Here is a 15,601-nt window from a genome sequence, read left to right on the forward strand (position 1 = left end):
AATTTAACAAATCAAATAGCCCTCTCCAAAATGGAGAGGGTTTTTTTAATGGAAATCATAAAAAGTTTTTTTGTATAGATAAACGGTAAATGCAATATCCTATCTTTGTAAAAATGAATGTTAGAGCATGGAATTAAAATTAAACCGTCCGATTTGTTTTTTCGACTTAGAAACTACGGGGACAGATGTGGCACGCGACCGCATTGTAGAAATATCCATCGTTAAAGTGTTTCCAAACGGGAACAAAGAAAGTCGGACCTGGTTGGTTAATCCCACGATTTCAATTCCGCCCCAAGCCACAGCAGTACATGGGATTTCCAATGAAAAAGTAGCCAGCGAACCTACATTCAAAGAATTGGCACCACAAATTCATCAATTGATTAAAGATGCTGATTTAGCCGGATATAATTCTGATCGCTTCGATATTCCCTTGTTAGCAGAAGAATTATTGCGGGCAGAAGTTGATTTTGATATGAAAAACAGAGTTGCGGTTGATGTGCAAACGATTTTTCACAAAAAAGAAGAGCGAACCTTAAGTGCGGCTTACCGTTTTTATTGTAATCAAACACTTGAAAATGCCCATAGTGCAGAGGCAGATACGTTGGCGACCTATGAAATTTTGAAAGCACAATTGGAGCGTTATCCTGATTTACCCAATGATATGAAAGCGTTATCAGAATTTACCACACGTAAAAAAGCAGTTGATTTTGCGGGTTTTATTGCATTGGATGATCAAGGTCGTGAAATTTTCACTTTTGGTAAACATAAAGGGGCCTTGGTAGAAGAAGTTTTTGATAAAGAACCGGGTTATTTTGGTTGGATTCAAGGAGCCGAGTTTCCATTATATACTAAAAAAGTTTTGACGGGAATTAAATTGCGAAAATTAAATACCAAGCTGTAAAGAGGTGTTTTTAAGTTAAAATATACATAGGGATCAGTTTATATGAAAATCATTTGTATCGGTAGAAATTACGTTCAGCATATCGAGGAGCTCAAAAACGAGCGTCCCGATGCGCCAGTTGTTTTTTTAAAACCCGATTCCTCCATTTTATTAAAGCAACACCCTTTTGTAATTCCTGAATTTACGAAAGAGGTACATCATGAAGTGGAGGTGTTGGTAAAAATAACTAAAGTAGGAAAGTACATTGAACAAAAGTTTGCACACAGCTATTACGACGAAATTGGATTAGGTATTGATTTTACAGCACGTGATGTTCAAGACGAACTCAAAAAAAAGGGTTTGCCGTGGGAAAAAGCCAAAGCATTTGACGGTTCAGCGGTTATTGGTGAATTTTATCCGAAATCTGATTTTGGTTCTTTAGAAAATATTAACTTTGAGTTACGAAGCAATGCAAAAGTGGTTCAGCAGGGGAATACCTCCCATATGTTATGGTCCATTGATGCGATAATTGCTTATGTTTCTCAATATTTCACATTAAAAAAAGGAGATGTTATTTTTACCGGAACTCCAGCTGGAGTAGCCAAAGTAAATCCAAACGATATTTTGGAAGGGTTTTTGGAAGGAAAAAAAGCATTTAGAATACAAGTAAAATAATTTAAAGATAAAATACAAATAATGGCAATTAATTATAACCTCGCGAAAGTGTATGCATTATCGGACAATGATCCAGAGTTTGTTATGCAAATTATCTCCTTGTTTGTAACTGAAGTTCCACAAGATTTGCAACAGATTGATTTAGGCATAAAAACAAAAGACCATAAGCTTGCTTATGCATTTGCACATAAAATTAAACCAACCCTAGATTTATTAGGGATGTCAATGGCACATGAGGAAATTCTTCAAGTAGAAGCTTGGACTAAAGCAGAAGGAAAGCGTAAAGAAATAGAGGCTACTTTTGAAAGTGTTAAAGACCAAGTAGAAAAAGCGGTGAAAGAAATTAAAAAAGATTTCGATTTGTAATTTTTTTTAATCTAAAAAGCGATGAAAGCTGCCATTGTTACGATTGGAGACGAAATACTTATTGGTCAAATTACCGACACCAATTCAGCTTACATTGCCAAAGCATTGGATCGAATCGGAGTACAAACATTTGAAATGCGTTCCATCAGTGATCAACGCGAACATATTCTTCAAACGTTTCATGAATTGCAAAATCAAGTCGATTTTGTTGTAATTACCGGTGGATTAGGTCCGACAAAAGACGATATTACCAAAAAAACACTTTGCGATTATTTTGAGGATACATTAATACGTAATAATGATGTTGAAAATCATGTAGTTGCGTTAATTGAGAATGTACTCAAACGACCTGCATCACAAGTCAATAAAGATCAAGCTTTGGTCCCCTCCCGTGCGCAAATTTTGTTTAATCAACTAGGTACAGCACCCGGAATGTGGATTCAAAAGGAACAAACGGTTTTTATATCGATGCCCGGCGTTCCTTATGAGATGAAGTCTATTATGGAACAAGGTGTATTGCCAAAAATTGTTGCTACTTACAAGCGTCCGTATATTATACACAAAACGTTGATGACCTATGGACAGGGTGAAAGTGTTGTGGCAGAACGAATTGAGGCTTGGGAAAACGCGTTACCTGACTTTATAAAATTAGCCTACCTGCCAGCACCGGGTCGGGTACGCTTACGGTTAACTGCACGCGGAACAGATCAACATGTTTTAGAACAGGAAATTCAGCGACAAGTAGATGCGGTTGCCGCAATCATTGGCGATATCATTGTGGGGTATGATGAAGAGGAAACATTAGAGGTTGTGGTTGGACGATTGTTGCAACAAGCAGGCAAAACTTTAGCTACTGCAGAAAGTTGTACAGGCGGTAAAATAGCCCAAATGATTACTTCGGTCGCGGGAGCTTCGGCCTACTTTAAGGGAAGTGTAGTGTCTTATGCCACTTCAACAAAAATTGAGTTGTTAGGAGTTGAGCCAGCGCTTATTGAAGCACATAGTGTAGTAAGCGCAGAAGTAGCAGAAGCGATGGCTAAGGGAGCACAAAAACGTTTGAATGCCGACTTTGTTTTGGCAACAACAGGAAATGCTGGGCCAACAAAGGGTGACGCTGACGCAGAAATAGGTACTGTGTTTATTGCTTTAGCAACCCCTGAAGCAGTTAAGGTTGAGACCTTTAATTTTGGTCAGCCGCGCGAAAAAGTAATCGATCGAACGGTGAATAAAGCACTGGAAATGCTACAAAAAGAAATTTTAAAAAATCTATAATATTTTTTTGTGTATAAGGTTTCTTTTTTGTTTCTTTGCACCCTGATTTTGAATAACGATAAAAGAAAAGCATAATGTCAAGAGTTTGTGACCTTACAGGTAAGAGAGCGATGGTGGGAAACAATGTTTCTCACGCGATGAACAAAACGAAGCGAAAGTTTTCTGTGAACCTAGTTAAAAAACGTTTCTATCTTGCTGAAGAAGACAGATGGGTTACTTTACGAGTAGCGGCATCTACGATTAAAACAATCAATAAAAAAGGAATTGCTGCTGTATTGAAAGATGCAAAAGCTAACGGATTTATTTAATCGGTAACCTATTAATATAAAGAACAATGGCAAAGAAAGGTAATAGAATTCAAGTAATCTTAGAATGTACGGAGCACAAAGAGTCAGGTATGCCCGGTACATCACGTTATATCACTAATAAAAATAAGAAAAATACTCCCGATCGTATGGAATTGAAAAAATTCAATCCGATTTTGAAGAGAATGACTGTTCACAAAGAAATTAAATAATAGGAGATTTTTATTGTTTAAAAATTTCAAAATACCCTTTTGAATCATGGCAAAGAAAACCGTAGCAACGTTACAAACCGCTTCAAAGAGATTAACAAAAGCCATTAAAATGGTAAAATCTCCCAAAACAGGTGCTTACACTTTCGTAGAGGCAATTATGTCTCCAGAAGAAGTAGACGAGTATTTGAAAAAGAAATAATGGTACGTACACAATAACATACCAAAGCTACTTTCGAGAGAAAGTAGCTTTTTTAGTTATATTTGTAGTTGAATTAATAGCAATTATTGAGTTAGTATAATGAGTTTTTTTAAGCGCATATTTTCCACCGATAAAAAAGAAACCCTAGACAAAGGTTTAGAGAAGTCAAAAACGACCTTTTTATCTAAATTAACCAAAGCCATCGCCGGAAAATCCAAGGTAGATGATGAGGTGTTGGATAATTTAGAAGAAATCCTCGTGTCTTCTGATGTTGGAGTAAATACAACTCTAAAGATTATTGAGCGAATCGAAGCGCGTGTTGCCGAAAATAAATATTTAGGCACGGAAGAATTGAATCAAATTCTTCGTGAGGAAATCGCTGGGTTACTCTCCGAGACCAATTCAGGAGAGGATACTGAATTTACACTTCCCGTAGCTTCAAAACCGTATGTTGTTATGGTTGTGGGTGTTAATGGGGTAGGTAAGACAACAACAATTGGAAAATTAGCCTATCAATTTAAAAAAGCAGGTCATAAAGTTGTATTGGGTGCTGCCGATACCTTTCGTGCTGCAGCAATTGATCAATTGCAAATTTGGGCCGATCGCGTTGGGGTTTCTATTGTAAAGCAACAAATGGGTTCTGATCCGGCTTCTGTTGCATTTGATACCTTGCAATCTGCCGTTGCTCAACAGGCCGATGTTGTTATTATTGATACTGCCGGACGCTTGCACAATAAAGTGGGATTGATGAATGAATTGTCGAAAGTTAAAAAGGTAATGCAAAAAGTGGTTGGTGACGCACCCCATGATGTCTTGTTGGTATTGGACGGGTCAACGGGTCAAAATGCCTTTGAACAAGCCAAACAATTTACCGCTGCTACCGAAGTAAGTTGCCTCGCGGTAACAAAATTAGACGGAACGGCTAAAGGAGGTGTGGTTATTGGAATCTCCGATCAATTTCAAATTCCGGTAAAGTATATCGGCGTTGGTGAAGGAATTGAAGACTTACAAGTGTTTAATAAATACGAATTTGTAGATAGTTTTTTTAAATAATTTTTATGCGAAAAGCTTGGAATTGGTACCGCTCGGTATCTGCAATACTTTTACTGTTACTGAGTTTTGGGGTCTTTCTGCTTTCAAAATTGATCGAACTCAAGTTTGAAAATATAGCGATGGGGTTCCAACTCGTCGGGTTTTTCTTTTTACTTTCGGGATTATTTCGTTTTTTCGATTCGATTATTTTTAAAAAATAAAGCAGCACTTAAAATAGTGCATTAATCTTTTCCCAAAGCGTATTGTCAAAGTCAGATAGCGCCATATTCACATTGTCTGCAGCCTCACCCATACGAATTACGACCATTTTCTTGCTGGGTATTACATATATTTTTTGATCATTTTTTCCCAACGCACAAAACATATCCGTTGGTCCGTTGGGAATCAAACTTCCATTGAATTGCAATTGTATTTGTGGTAATAAATAAGACGATTTACCATTCAACCACCACAAATAGCCATACGATTGGTTATTATTTTGTGATGGTGATGTGGCCGCATTAAAATAAGCTTCATTGACCACTTGTGTTCCATTCCATTTCCCTTTATTTAAGGATAGTAAACCAAAACGCGCCATATTTCGGGTAGTACTCCAATAAACACTCAATCCATTGTTTTCAATCCAAGCACCTCCAGTCATTCCAATTTTGTCCCGTAATTTGGTATTGAAATAAGTGGACCAAGTTTGCCCACTAGCTGCCTCTACAACGTCTTGTAGTTTAACATACACATTGTGATAGGCCCAACGGGTACCCGCATCTGCCACGTATTGTAAATTTCCCGGACTTACATCATCGCCCAATGCTTCGTTTAAACCAGAATTCATACTTAATAAATTCTTACAGGTAATCATGTTTTCTTTTGCTAGTGGTGCACTGGTCCAACCCGTTCCCAAATAATCTGAAACTTTGTTGTTGATATTGAGTAATCCTTCTTGTTGCGCGATTCCGGTTGTCATGGCAGTTAATGTTTTACCCGCACTGGCCCAATACCAAGGAGTTGTTGCCGAATGACCGTTTAAATAATATTCCATCACAATCCGACCGTTCACTAAAATCATAAACGATTTGGTGTTTTTTAGGGTTAAATAGTCCACTAAAGGTTGAACAGCGGATTGATTCCATCCTAAAGCAGCAACCGATTTTGTTTCCCAAGTATTTGAACCGTCATTGGGCGGAAAATACATAGTTTCTTCAGGTGTTGGAGGAAGAGTAGTAGCATCGTCTTTGGAACAAGCACTTAACATGAGTATGCCTATACTCGCCCATAAGTAGGATTTTATTTGCATAGAATATGATTTAGTTGTAGGACAATACTATTTTAAAAAGGTTTAATCAAAAGTAGGATTTAATCTTGATTTTTGATACCTTTAGTTTTTATTTTACCATGAGAAATATTGTCCTATTTGTTTTTATCTTCACGCTCTTTTCAGGGTGTCGCCCTAAGGTACAAGAAGCCGATTTACCCAAATTAAATGGTTATTGGGAGATTCAAAAAGTAGAAATGAACGATGGTGAAGATAAAGATTATAAAGTCAATCCTACCGTAGATTATATTCAACTTAAAGGTAAAATTGGTTTTCGTCAAAAAGTAATGCCTCAATTAAACGGTTCGTTCCAAACGAATAACATACGAGAAAAGATAACAATAACAACTGAAGATGGTCACTTTTGTCTTAATTATGCTACAGCATATGGAAAGTGGAAAGAGACTTTGGTTCAACTCACCGATTCGGTACTGGTAGTTAAAAATGCAGATGCTATTGAATACCGTTATAAAAAATTCATCCCTTTTTCCAAAAAATAATGAAACGGCAAAACAATGAACAACCCATAGCGGATGTGCTAAAATCTTTTATTCAATCGAATAATCTAGAAGCCGGATTGGAACGAGTTGACGTAGAAAAATTATGGCGTTCGTTACTTGGGAATGGAGTTAATAGTTATACACGTGAAGTTCGACTCAAAGGTGCTACTTTATATGTCACGCTATCTTCTTCGGTATTGCGTGAAGAATTGAGCTATGGAAAACAAAAAATTATCGGAATGCTCAACGATGAATTGGGTAAGGAGGTTGTAAAGGAGTTGGTGTTGCGATAAACCGTATTTCTTAAGTTAATCCCCAATAAAAAAGCCGATGTGTGTTCACGCATCGGCTTTAATTGTTTGAAATATACGATTAGAATTGCTCTCTTCCGGCAAAGTGAAAAGCACCTTCAATAGCTGCATTTTCATCCGAGTCAGATCCGTGAACAGCATTTTCTCCAATTGAAGTTGCATATTTTTTACGGATGGTTCCTTCGGCAGCTGCTTCCGGATTGGTAGCTCCAATCAACGTTCTAAAATCTTCTACTGCATTGTCTTTTTCTAAAATTGCAGCAACTATAGGACCACGTGTCATAAATTCAACCAATTCGCCAAAGAAAGGTCTTTCCTTGTGAATTGAATAGAATTGTTGGGCATCAGCCACAGTCAATTGCGTTAATTTCATCGCTACGATTCTGAAACCACCTTCAGTAATCATATTTAAAATTCCACCGATGTGCCCTTTTTCAACCGCATCCGGTTTAATCATTGTAAATGTTCTATTACTAGCCATTGTTTAAAAAATTAATTTACGGGTGCAAAAGTAGTGTTTTGATTCAGATTGGCGAAATCATTTCGTAATAAAATAAAAAATCCCCAACTTTTTCAGCCTGAGGATTTTTAATAGTGTTTATGTAACTTTAATTTTTTACCAATTTATGGGTTTGAATGCGTTCCCCTTGATAAACTTGAGCAAAATAAATTCCTTTCGCTAAAGCACTTCCTTCAATTTGAATTTCCGTTGTATTTTGGGAAGGTTGTATTTCAATAACCGTTTTACCACTAATATCTTGAATGCGAATTAAGTCTAGATTAGCTGTACTTGTGAAATTCCATTGATCTGTTGAAGGATTTGGCCAAACCGATACCTTTGGTGAAGTAATTTGCGGTGTTCCCAATTGTTGGTTAAATGAATAATTTCCAGTTGAAGGTTCGAAAAATACTTCATAGGTTCCCGCAGTAGGTATTGCAATATCATTTCCTCCTGGTGAACCAATTCCATTTGGAAAACTTGATCCACCCCAATTCACTGTCCAATTGTTGTTTTTTCTAAATTTTACACTGCCCACAGTTAAATTAACGACAACCGAGTAAACAAAACCATTACTCGTAGTCATATCGGTATCGGTATCCCAACCGTTTAATGCCGATCCCAAAATCCCAATCGATGGATAGTCAAAGGTGTAAGCTCCCGTTAAACGATTAAACGATACAAACCATTCCCCTCCTTGAATTGGTATAGAAGGCCCCGAAGCAACAGCAGTCCCCGATGGGAAAGCCGTACTTCCGTAGGTTAGATTGTTATTGCCGTTTTGTCTAAAATAGGCATTGCCTGTTGTGAAATTATAATTCAAACTATAATTGATCTCATCTCCCGTAGATAATGCAACACCAGGACCTCCATAGCCCAATTGTGCATCAACTGCTGGACCCCATAAATCTATGATAGTTGCAGTAGTCGAACCTGAAAAAGAATAAGCTCCACTTAGTCGGTTAAAAGTTACGTTATAGGTACCTGCTAAAGTTGGAATATTATCTCCATTTTGAACGCCTGTTCCATTCGGGAAGGAAGTTGCCCCCCAATTAATAATCCAATCCAAATCTTGACGAAATTTTACTTGTCCAGTAGTGACAACTAAATTGGAAATCGTATAAATGATATTGTCTGTAGTACTCAGAGTAATTTCTGGTCCGTTAGTTGGAGGCCATCCATTAACACCACTTCCAACAATAGAAATGGTTTGTGCTTGTAAAATAGGAAGCCATAAGAGGCCAAGTAATGCGAGTAATAATTTTTTCATAAAATTGATTTTAAGCAAAAATAAAATAAAAATAAACAACATAAACCCTGGTAAAAAGCAAAATAATTACGCAAACGTTTTAGTGTTTATAATTTATTCGTAAATGAAAATACTAAAATGGCTCGAAAGTGGATGGAGACTGTTGCGTAAACGCTCCAATCCTTTAGGACCAAATTGCATATAAAACGAACTGAAGTTGACCACACGTTCTTGCAATACATGATTTGGAAATAATTCAAGTTGTAAATTGATAATGCGTTCAATCGCTTGTTGATGCACTCTTTTTTCGGCCTTGAGCATACGCTTTTGTAAGTGATCCAAACCTTTCATTTGTTTGCGTTCTTGTGCCAATACTGCACCGATAAACGACTTGTCGGTTTGGGAAGCCAACAATTTTAAGTTTTCAAATTGTGCTTTTAGTAGTTCTTTTTGTGCGCTAAAGTCAAAATTTAACGTTGATAATCGTTGGGTTGCAAGAGTTCGTAATTCCGTTTCCGATAAAAATAAATCGGAATAATTTACGTGGAGCTTTTCTCTTTTTTGTTCTTGCTTAAATGAAACATTCAATACCGAATTTCGAAGTTGAACGATGGGGAATGGAACCGCAAAAGCGGCAAACATGGCTTTTAGTTCTAACCAATATGCCAGTTCTCCACCGCCACCAATATAACCTAAGTTGGGTAACAATAGCTCTTGATACAAGGGACGTAAAAGTACATTCGGGCTAAATAATTCGGGTTGTTGCGCGATAAGATCTACTAATTCCTGATGTTCAAATGTTTGCCCTGTTGTATTGATTTTAAAGGAATTGCCGTTTTTTATAATGCGTTCCCGGCTCCCGTCTGTTAAATAAAATAGATTAATTTCTCGGGGATTAACTTGAATAGGGTAAGGACTTAATTGGGTAATCGTATGCTGAACCGAATGAAACGAAGTCGATTCAGTGATTTCTTTTTGAAGGTAAGGAACCAGTACTTTTTTAAAAGCGGGTGCATCTCCATCAAGAATTACGATTCCTTCCTCTTGGAATAATTCGTGAACCAAATAACGAGTGGCCTCAGCCAAGGTCCGGCCTTCTTTGTAGGCATCCAAAAATAAGTTACGCAAATAATCACCGCGTTCACCCGAAGGGATTGTTGCCAAAATTTGTTCACGCGTAGGGTCAAAAGACGCATCGATTACAAACCGACCTACGGCACCTTTTTGTTCCGTTTTCCATGTAATTTTGGTTTGCTCAAAGTGAAACGATTGAATTTCCTCAAAATCATGGTCTTCAGTAGCCATCCAATAAACCGGTACAAATCGATTTTCAGGATACTGTTTTTGCAATTGTTTACACTGATTAATAACCGAAATTATTTTGTAAATACAGTAGAGCGGACCCGTGAATAAATTTAACTGATGTCCCGTTGTTACGGTAAATGTATTGCGATCTAATAAGGCATCGATGTTGTTTTGTGTTGCTTTGGAGTAGGCAATATTTTTGTATTGTTGGTGGAGTGTTTCAACGACTATTTTTCGAAAATCATGCGGGTAATGGGCTGCTTTTTCTTGAATCTGAGCCCCATAGTTGGATAATGTAGGATAGCGATTATAAGCCCACTGTAATGTCGTGTTTTGATCCAAATAATCCCGAATTAGCTCGGAAAATTGGGGCAATTTTCGATAATCAATACAGTCGCTGTCCATTGGATTTATTTTTACAAAAATACAGTTTTTTAAAAAAGCTTCCTTTTCAAATTACGAATTGTATGTTAAATTCTATTTTTGTCAAAAAGTTTACATTGAAAGATATCCTGCTCATAACACCTCCGTTCACTCAATTAAATACACCGTATCCAGCTACGGCTTATTTGAAAGGATTTTTGAATACCCAGTCCATCCCTTCATTTCAAATGGATTTGGGACTGGAAGTCGTGTTGTCTTTATTTTCCAAAGAGGGATTGAAAGCGGTATTTTCAGCTCCAGTTGATTTAGCCCAATGTTCTGAAAATGCGCTTCGTATTCAAAATTTACAAGAGGATTATTTGCAAACAATCGAACCCGTAATTGCTTTTTTGCAGGGCAAACAACCCAGCCTTGCGCGTCAAATTGCCAGTCGAAATTTTCTCCCTGAAGCCTCCCGATTTGAGCAGTTGGATGATTTGGAGTGGGCTTTTGGTGCAATGGGTTTGCACGATAAAGCAAAACATTTAGCTACGCTTTATTTGGAAGATTTATCCGATTATTTGGTTGAATGTGTAGATGAAAATTTTGGTTTTTCAAGGTATGCTGAACGCTTAGGACGAAGTGCCAATGATTTTGACGAACTTTATCAAAGTCTACAACAATCACCTACATTTATAGATGGTCTTACAAAAACAATTTTGTTGGATCGATTGGCAGCCATCCAACCCAAACTGGTTTGCATTTCGGTTCCTTTTCCCGGAAATCTTTACAGTGCCTTTCGTTGTGCGCAATGGATTAAATCATTTAATTCTTCGATAAAAGTTGCAATGGGAGGCGGTTTTCCCAATACAGAGTTGCGCGAACTTAGTGCTACTCAAGTTTTTGATTTTTTTGATTACATCACTTTAGATGATGGTGAGTTGCCAATAGAGTTGCTGTATACCAATTTGTCACGTTCTATAGACTCCCAAGAATGGAAGCGTACGTATATGCTCGAAAAGAATAAAGTGGTTTATAAAAATGACAGTACAAGATCCGATTATAAACAACATCAGGTAGGAACACCCGACTATTCAGATTTGCTCTTAGACCACTATATTTCGGTAATTGAAATCGCCAATCCAATGCATAGTTTGTGGAGTGATGGACGTTGGAATAAGCTAACTATGGCCCATGGATGTTATTGGGGCAAGTGTACATTTTGTGATATTTCACTAGACTACATCAAGGTTTACGAACCCCTTCATGCCCGCATTTTGGTCGATCGCATGGAAGAATTAATTGCACAAACCGGAGAAACCGGCTTTCATTTTGTGGATGAAGCTGCGCCGCCTGCTTTGATGCGCGAATTAGCCCTTGAGATTATTCGTCGAAAACTTACGGTTACGTGGTGGACCAATATTCGATTTGAAAAAAGCTTTAGTCGGGATTGGTGTATTTTGTTAAGAGCTTCCGGTTGTATTGCCGTTTCTGGCGGTCTCGAAGTCGCTTCCGATCGTCTATTAGCTTTGATTCAAAAAGGAGTAACCGTCGAACAAGTGGCTCAAGTTACCCGAAATTTTACTGAAAGTGGAATTATGGTCCATGCTTATTTGATGTATGGTTATCCTACGCAAACGATTCAAGAAACCGTTGATAGTCTTGAGATGGTTCGGCAATTATTTCAGTTGGGAATTATCCAATCTGGATTTTGGCACCAATTTGCAATGACAGCGCATAGTCCCGTTGGAAAAAATCCCGAAGCTTTTGGCGTAATTCCTACAACGCAGCACGTAACCTTTGCGCGTAATGATGTGCCGTTTAGCGACACAACAGGCATCGATCATGATCAATTTAGTTTCGGATTGCGCAAATCGCTATTCAATTATATGCACGGTCTGTGTTTTGAATTTGATTTGCAAGAATGGTTTGATTTTAAAATTCCCCGCACTTCAATCTCCCCTAATTATATCTCCAATTGCCTTGAACAAGACGTGAATTTAATTCCAAAACCCAACGCAAAGGTAGTTTGGCTCGGAGGACACCCAATTATTGAATATTTTGTAAAAACCAAGAAAGGAATGTCTTGGCCAATGGTTACATTAATTGTTCACTCTAAATTAAAAAGAATTGAATGTGTAATGCCCGAAAAAGAAGGCGAATGGTTAGCAAATATGCTCCCCAAATTACAACCTCATCAACCTCCAACCTCATTTTTACAATTAAAAGCTTCTTTTGAAAGTCAATTTGAGAACTTTGAATTGTTTTGGAATACCAAAGCGATGCACGAATTACGGAATCAATTGTTAATCTTATAAAAATAATTTTATTTTTACACTGCGTATAGGTATCTTTAAAAAAAATACAAAACAAACAACACGAAATCTAATTAATTAAAAATCAATTAATTGCTATGAGAAAATTTTTACTTTGTACTACACTTCTTCTTGGGGTATTTGTTTTTGGTCAACAAAAATCTACAGGAATTGTCAATTTAACGACAAATGTTAGGGCTAATTTTTTATTAGATAATGTAACACAAACAGTTACGTTAACGCTAATTGGGCCCAATGACCGTTGGTTTGGTCTTCAATTTGGTTCGTTCACAAATGTTGAGGGGATGTTAGCTGGACAAGATTTAATTTGGTGGAATAATGTAACCGTAATTGATTCACGTTTTAATGGTGAAGGATTTTCACCAACCACAGATGGAATTAATAATTGGACTCTAGTTTCTAACACCAATAATACACCTTCTCCAGGATTGCGAACACTCATTTGTACACGACCATTAACATCCGGTGATGCGAATGATTTTCAATTTAATTTTAATGATACCTCTATCGATATTGCATGGGCAAGATGTAATTCTGCCAGCTATACTTTAAACAATCACGGGGGAGCCAATAGAGGATATGCTGTTGATACACCCTTCACGAATTTGGGTACAGCAGTATTTGAACAAGATGAAGTTCAAGTTTATCCAAATCCATCGCATGGGAACTTCCAAATTAGTGCTAAACAACCCATCCAGAAAATTGTTGTTTATTCTTTAACTGGAAAACAATTGCAAGAAATCACCCCAAATGCTGAGAATCCAAATCAAGTTCAAGTGAGTAATGAACTTGCAAAAGGGGTCTATTTGTTAAATATTTTTGGAGAGGGATTAAATACTTGGAAGAAAGTAATCGTTGAATAAATGAAAAAATCGGTAGTAATAGTTTCTGTATTAGTAGGTTTACTTTTAATTTTTGGTTTTTTTGCCTATAATTATGTCTACCATTCCCAACACAGAAATGTGGGTGCCGAGACCGCAACACTTACAATAAAAGCTACTTCAATTGCGCAACAGTTTCAATCGGATCTTCCCAGTGCAAATGCCAACTATCTAGATAAAGTAGTTGTGGTATCGGGAAGTGTAACTGCAATTGACGGATCGAATATAATTTTAGATGCTACGGTCAATTGTGTAATGAATTCCCCTATACAACCGAAAATAGGCCAGCAATTATCCATAAAGGGAAGGGTAGTAGGATATGACGATTTTTTGGGCGAACTTAAACTAGATCAATGCATTATAATTCAATAATTATGAAAATAAAATGGACACTTTTTCTTGGACTTTTTTTAGGAGTCGCTCTGCCTGTAATGGCTCAAGATGATTTATTAAATGAACTTAATCAAGATACAAAGGCTAAGGAAAAAGTAGCCGCCGCTTTCAAAGGAGTACAAGTCTGTACCATGCAATCTACAAAAATGGCAGCTAAAGGGGAATGGTATTTTTTAGTTTCCCACCGATTTGGTGATTTGAGTAATGGTTTTGATAATTTCTTTGGATTGGATAATGCACTTACAAAAATAGGTGGCTTATATGGTCCGACGGAATGGTTGACCTTGGGCGTAGCTCGACATACCTTAGGTAAAACCTATGAATTGTCGGGTAAGTACCGCCTTTTTTCTCAAGAAGTAGATGGTTTTCCGTTTACAATTGTTGGATACCATACCATCGATATTAATTCGCAACTTGAAAAAGAGGAATACCCGGAGTTAAATGCAATTGATCGTTTTTCATTTTCCAATCAATTGTTGATTTCTAGAAAGTTTTCTGAAAATTTTTCAGCCCAAATGACTCCAATTTATATTCATAAAAATTTATATGAGCCTACGGAAGAAAATGCCAATCAAGCACTTTTAGCTTTGGGTGGTCGGTATAAGTTTTCGAAGCGTTGCAGTTTTAATTTAGAATATGCGTATCGCTTCAACACCCCCGACAATGATCCTTACTACAATCCTTTGACTTTTGGTGTTGATGTTGAAACCGGTGGGCATATTTTTCAATTAGTTGTTTCAAACAGTCAAGCGATGAATGATATCCGTTATTTTACATCAGCTACGGGCAATTTTGATAAAGGAATTTATTTTGGCTTTAACTTGTATCGCGTTTTTTAAAAAAATCATTTATGAAATCAAATAGAAATACAATAGTCGCATTATTTGGATGTCTTTTTGGAATAGTAGTTCTGCTTTATTCCTGTGATTCTTCGACCTATGAGGAAGCGTCTGGGTATGTACCTAATCCAACCTATACGAAAAATATTAAACCTATCATGGATAATAATTGTACCTCATGCCATAATGGAGTGCAAGAATTTTCCTTACTTACTTATGAGGAAGTAAAGGGCAATATTGTTTCGGGTAATCTACTTTGCCGTATTAATAATCAATGTGGTGATGTGATGCCACCTACCGGGAAAATGAATTCCGGAAAGATTCGTTTGATTCAAACTTGGAAGGATAATAATTTCCCTCAAAATTAAATTTGTTTTATGCGTTTCAAACTAATTGTTTTATTACTGGCGATAACCTCTTTTGTGCAGGCACAGAAAGTTATTACACGTAATGGTGTCATTCAATTTGATGCTACTGTTCCCGGTGCTACCGATCAAGTATTGGCAAAAAACAATAGTGTATCGGCCATTTTAGATAAAGCTACTGGCGCACTAGCGGTACAAGTGATGATTAAATCGTTTCGTTTTAAGCTTCCATTAATGGAAGAGCATTTTAACGAAAATTATATGGAAAGTGATCAATTTCCGAAGGCCACCT

The 15,601-nt window shown here is 37.1% G+C and carries 19 protein-coding genes and 1 pseudogene; 16 read left to right on the forward strand and 4 right to left on the reverse strand.

Annotation, left to right across the window (positions count from 1 at the left end):
- Positions 1-127 precede the first annotated feature (127 nt).
- The 8 genes from Q0039_RS06450 (at position 128) to ftsY (ending at position 4,962) form a co-directional block, all read left to right on the forward strand.
- Positions 128-901, forward strand: coding sequence for a 3'-5' exonuclease (locus Q0039_RS06450; RefSeq protein WP_297510840.1), 774 nt, complete (start codon positions 128-130; stop codon positions 899-901).
- Between the two features lie 42 nt (positions 902-943).
- Positions 944-1,555 carry a fumarylacetoacetate hydrolase family protein gene (locus tag Q0039_RS06455; RefSeq protein ID WP_297510842.1) on the forward strand — a complete coding sequence of 204 codons (612 nt, stop codon included), beginning with the start codon at positions 944-946 and terminating at the stop codon, positions 1,553-1,555.
- Between the two features lie 21 nt (positions 1,556-1,576).
- Positions 1,577-1,921 (forward strand): histidine kinase, encoded by a 345-nt coding sequence (locus Q0039_RS06460; protein WP_297510845.1) that lies wholly within the window; start codon positions 1,577-1,579, stop codon positions 1,919-1,921.
- 21 nt (positions 1,922-1,942) lie between these two features.
- Positions 1,943-3,193, forward strand: a complete 1,251-nt coding sequence (locus Q0039_RS06465) for a CinA family nicotinamide mononucleotide deamidase-related protein (RefSeq protein WP_297510848.1) — start codon at positions 1,943-1,945, stop codon at positions 3,191-3,193.
- A 74-nt stretch (positions 3,194-3,267) separates the two neighbouring features.
- Positions 3,268-3,501, forward strand: coding sequence for a 50S ribosomal protein L28 (gene rpmB / locus Q0039_RS06470; RefSeq protein ID WP_129460790.1), 234 nt, complete (start codon positions 3,268-3,270; stop codon positions 3,499-3,501).
- A gap of 26 nt (positions 3,502-3,527) precedes the next feature.
- Entirely contained in the window at positions 3,528-3,710 is a 183-nt protein-coding gene (rpmG, locus tag Q0039_RS06475; protein ID WP_297510855.1) for a 50S ribosomal protein L33, read from the forward strand.
- Between the two features lie 46 nt (positions 3,711-3,756).
- Positions 3,757-3,909 (forward strand): DUF4295 domain-containing protein, encoded by a 153-nt coding sequence (locus tag Q0039_RS06480; protein WP_073362763.1) that lies wholly within the window; start codon positions 3,757-3,759, stop codon positions 3,907-3,909.
- A 99-nt stretch (positions 3,910-4,008) separates the two neighbouring features.
- A complete protein-coding gene (ftsY, locus tag Q0039_RS06485; protein WP_297510861.1) occupies positions 4,009-4,962 on the forward strand; it encodes a signal recognition particle-docking protein FtsY in 954 nt (317 codons plus the stop codon).
- Positions 4,963-5,170: 208 nt separating this feature from the next.
- Here the strand turns inward: ftsY and Q0039_RS06490 are convergent, their stop codons facing one another.
- Entirely contained in the window at positions 5,171-6,250 is a 1,080-nt protein-coding gene (locus Q0039_RS06490; protein ID WP_297510864.1) for a serine hydrolase, read from the reverse strand.
- A 98-nt stretch (positions 6,251-6,348) separates the two neighbouring features.
- Between Q0039_RS06490 and Q0039_RS06495 the strand changes: the two genes are divergently transcribed.
- Both Q0039_RS06495 and Q0039_RS06500 read left to right on the forward strand, forming a co-directional pair.
- Positions 6,349-6,768, forward strand: coding sequence for a hypothetical protein (locus tag Q0039_RS06495; RefSeq protein ID WP_297510867.1), 420 nt, complete (start codon positions 6,349-6,351; stop codon positions 6,766-6,768).
- Positions 6,765-7,061: a DUF721 domain-containing protein gene (locus Q0039_RS06500; protein ID WP_297510892.1), complete on the forward strand. Its 297-nt coding sequence runs from the start codon at positions 6,765-6,767 to the stop codon at positions 7,059-7,061. Before Q0039_RS06495 ends, Q0039_RS06500 begins: the two co-directional genes overlap by 4 nt.
- Before the next feature lie 79 nt (positions 7,062-7,140).
- On the opposite strand, the gene Q0039_RS06505 is transcribed toward Q0039_RS06500, so the two are convergent.
- The 3 genes from Q0039_RS06505 to bshC form a co-directional block, all read right to left on the reverse strand.
- Positions 7,141-7,560 (reverse strand): nucleoside-diphosphate kinase, encoded by a 420-nt coding sequence (locus Q0039_RS06505; RefSeq protein WP_297510870.1) that lies wholly within the window; start codon positions 7,558-7,560, stop codon positions 7,141-7,143.
- Positions 7,561-7,687: 127 nt separating this feature from the next.
- A complete protein-coding gene (locus Q0039_RS06510) occupies positions 7,688-8,848 on the reverse strand; it encodes a T9SS type A sorting domain-containing protein (protein WP_297510873.1) in 1,161 nt (386 codons plus the stop codon).
- A 93-nt stretch (positions 8,849-8,941) separates the two neighbouring features.
- Positions 8,942-10,537, reverse strand: coding sequence for a bacillithiol biosynthesis cysteine-adding enzyme BshC (gene bshC, locus Q0039_RS06515; RefSeq protein WP_297510876.1), 1,596 nt, complete (start codon positions 10,535-10,537; stop codon positions 8,942-8,944).
- A 95-nt stretch (positions 10,538-10,632) separates the two neighbouring features.
- Here bshC and Q0039_RS06520 point away from each other — a divergent pair, with 95 nt between their 5' ends.
- From Q0039_RS06520 to Q0039_RS06545, 6 genes and pseudogenes are all read left to right on the forward strand, one after another.
- Entirely contained in the window at positions 10,633-12,813 is a 2,181-nt protein-coding gene (locus Q0039_RS06520; protein ID WP_297510879.1) for a radical SAM protein, read from the forward strand.
- A 95-nt stretch (positions 12,814-12,908) separates the two neighbouring features.
- Positions 12,909-13,694: a T9SS type A sorting domain-containing protein gene (locus Q0039_RS06525; RefSeq protein WP_297510881.1), complete on the forward strand. Its 786-nt coding sequence runs from the start codon at positions 12,909-12,911 to the stop codon at positions 13,692-13,694.
- The gene (locus Q0039_RS06530) at positions 13,695-14,084 is read left to right on the forward strand and encodes a hypothetical protein (protein WP_297510884.1); all 390 of its coding nucleotides are present in this window, start codon (positions 13,695-13,697) and stop codon (positions 14,082-14,084) included. It abuts the gene before it with no gap.
- Positions 14,085-14,086: 2 nt separating this feature from the next.
- Positions 14,087-14,944, forward strand: coding sequence for a DUF5777 family beta-barrel protein (locus Q0039_RS06535; RefSeq protein ID WP_297510887.1), 858 nt, complete (start codon positions 14,087-14,089; stop codon positions 14,942-14,944).
- 11 nt (positions 14,945-14,955) lie between these two features.
- Entirely contained in the window at positions 14,956-15,312 is a 357-nt protein-coding gene (locus tag Q0039_RS06540) for a hypothetical protein (RefSeq protein WP_297510890.1), read from the forward strand.
- Between the two features lie 9 nt (positions 15,313-15,321).
- Positions 15,322-15,601, forward strand: a pseudogene (locus tag Q0039_RS06545) (YceI family protein); the annotation flags it as partial.

The organism is Flavobacterium sp. (assembly GCF_027484945.1).
Taxonomy (GTDB): Bacteria; Bacteroidota; Bacteroidia; order Flavobacteriales; family Flavobacteriaceae; genus Flavobacterium.

What these genes read in the sequence shown, in the direction of transcription:
- Q0039_RS06450 (WP_297510840.1), top strand. Translation starts at nt 128, where the DNA reads ATGGAATTAAAATTAAACCGTCCGATTTGTTTTTTCGACTTAGAAACT.
- Q0039_RS06455 (WP_297510842.1), top strand. Translation starts at nt 944, where the DNA reads ATGAAAATCATTTGTATCGGTAGAAATTACGTTCAGCATATCGAGGAG.
- Q0039_RS06460 (WP_297510845.1), top strand. Translation starts at nt 1,577, where the DNA reads ATGGCAATTAATTATAACCTCGCGAAAGTGTATGCATTATCGGACAAT.
- Q0039_RS06465 (WP_297510848.1), top strand. Translation starts at nt 1,943, where the DNA reads ATGAAAGCTGCCATTGTTACGATTGGAGACGAAATACTTATTGGTCAA.
- rpmB (WP_129460790.1), top strand. Translation starts at nt 3,268, where the DNA reads ATGTCAAGAGTTTGTGACCTTACAGGTAAGAGAGCGATGGTGGGAAAC.
- rpmG (WP_297510855.1), top strand. Translation starts at nt 3,528, where the DNA reads ATGGCAAAGAAAGGTAATAGAATTCAAGTAATCTTAGAATGTACGGAG.
- Q0039_RS06480 (WP_073362763.1), top strand. Translation starts at nt 3,757, where the DNA reads ATGGCAAAGAAAACCGTAGCAACGTTACAAACCGCTTCAAAGAGATTA.
- ftsY (WP_297510861.1), top strand. Translation starts at nt 4,009, where the DNA reads ATGAGTTTTTTTAAGCGCATATTTTCCACCGATAAAAAAGAAACCCTA.
- Q0039_RS06490 (WP_297510864.1), bottom strand. Translation starts at nt 6,250, where the DNA reads ATGCAAATAAAATCCTACTTATGGGCGAGTATAGGCATACTCATGTTA.
- Q0039_RS06495 (WP_297510867.1), top strand. Translation starts at nt 6,349, where the DNA reads ATGAGAAATATTGTCCTATTTGTTTTTATCTTCACGCTCTTTTCAGGG.
- Q0039_RS06505 (WP_297510870.1), bottom strand. Translation starts at nt 7,560, where the DNA reads ATGGCTAGTAATAGAACATTTACAATGATTAAACCGGATGCGGTTGAA.
- Q0039_RS06510 (WP_297510873.1), bottom strand. Translation starts at nt 8,848, where the DNA reads ATGAAAAAATTATTACTCGCATTACTTGGCCTCTTATGGCTTCCTATT.
- bshC (WP_297510876.1), bottom strand. Translation starts at nt 10,537, where the DNA reads ATGGACAGCGACTGTATTGATTATCGAAAATTGCCCCAATTTTCCGAG.
- Q0039_RS06525 (WP_297510881.1), top strand. Translation starts at nt 12,909, where the DNA reads ATGAGAAAATTTTTACTTTGTACTACACTTCTTCTTGGGGTATTTGTT.
- Q0039_RS06530 (WP_297510884.1), top strand. Translation starts at nt 13,695, where the DNA reads ATGAAAAAATCGGTAGTAATAGTTTCTGTATTAGTAGGTTTACTTTTA.
- Q0039_RS06535 (WP_297510887.1), top strand. Translation starts at nt 14,087, where the DNA reads ATGAAAATAAAATGGACACTTTTTCTTGGACTTTTTTTAGGAGTCGCT.
- Q0039_RS06540 (WP_297510890.1), top strand. Translation starts at nt 14,956, where the DNA reads ATGAAATCAAATAGAAATACAATAGTCGCATTATTTGGATGTCTTTTT.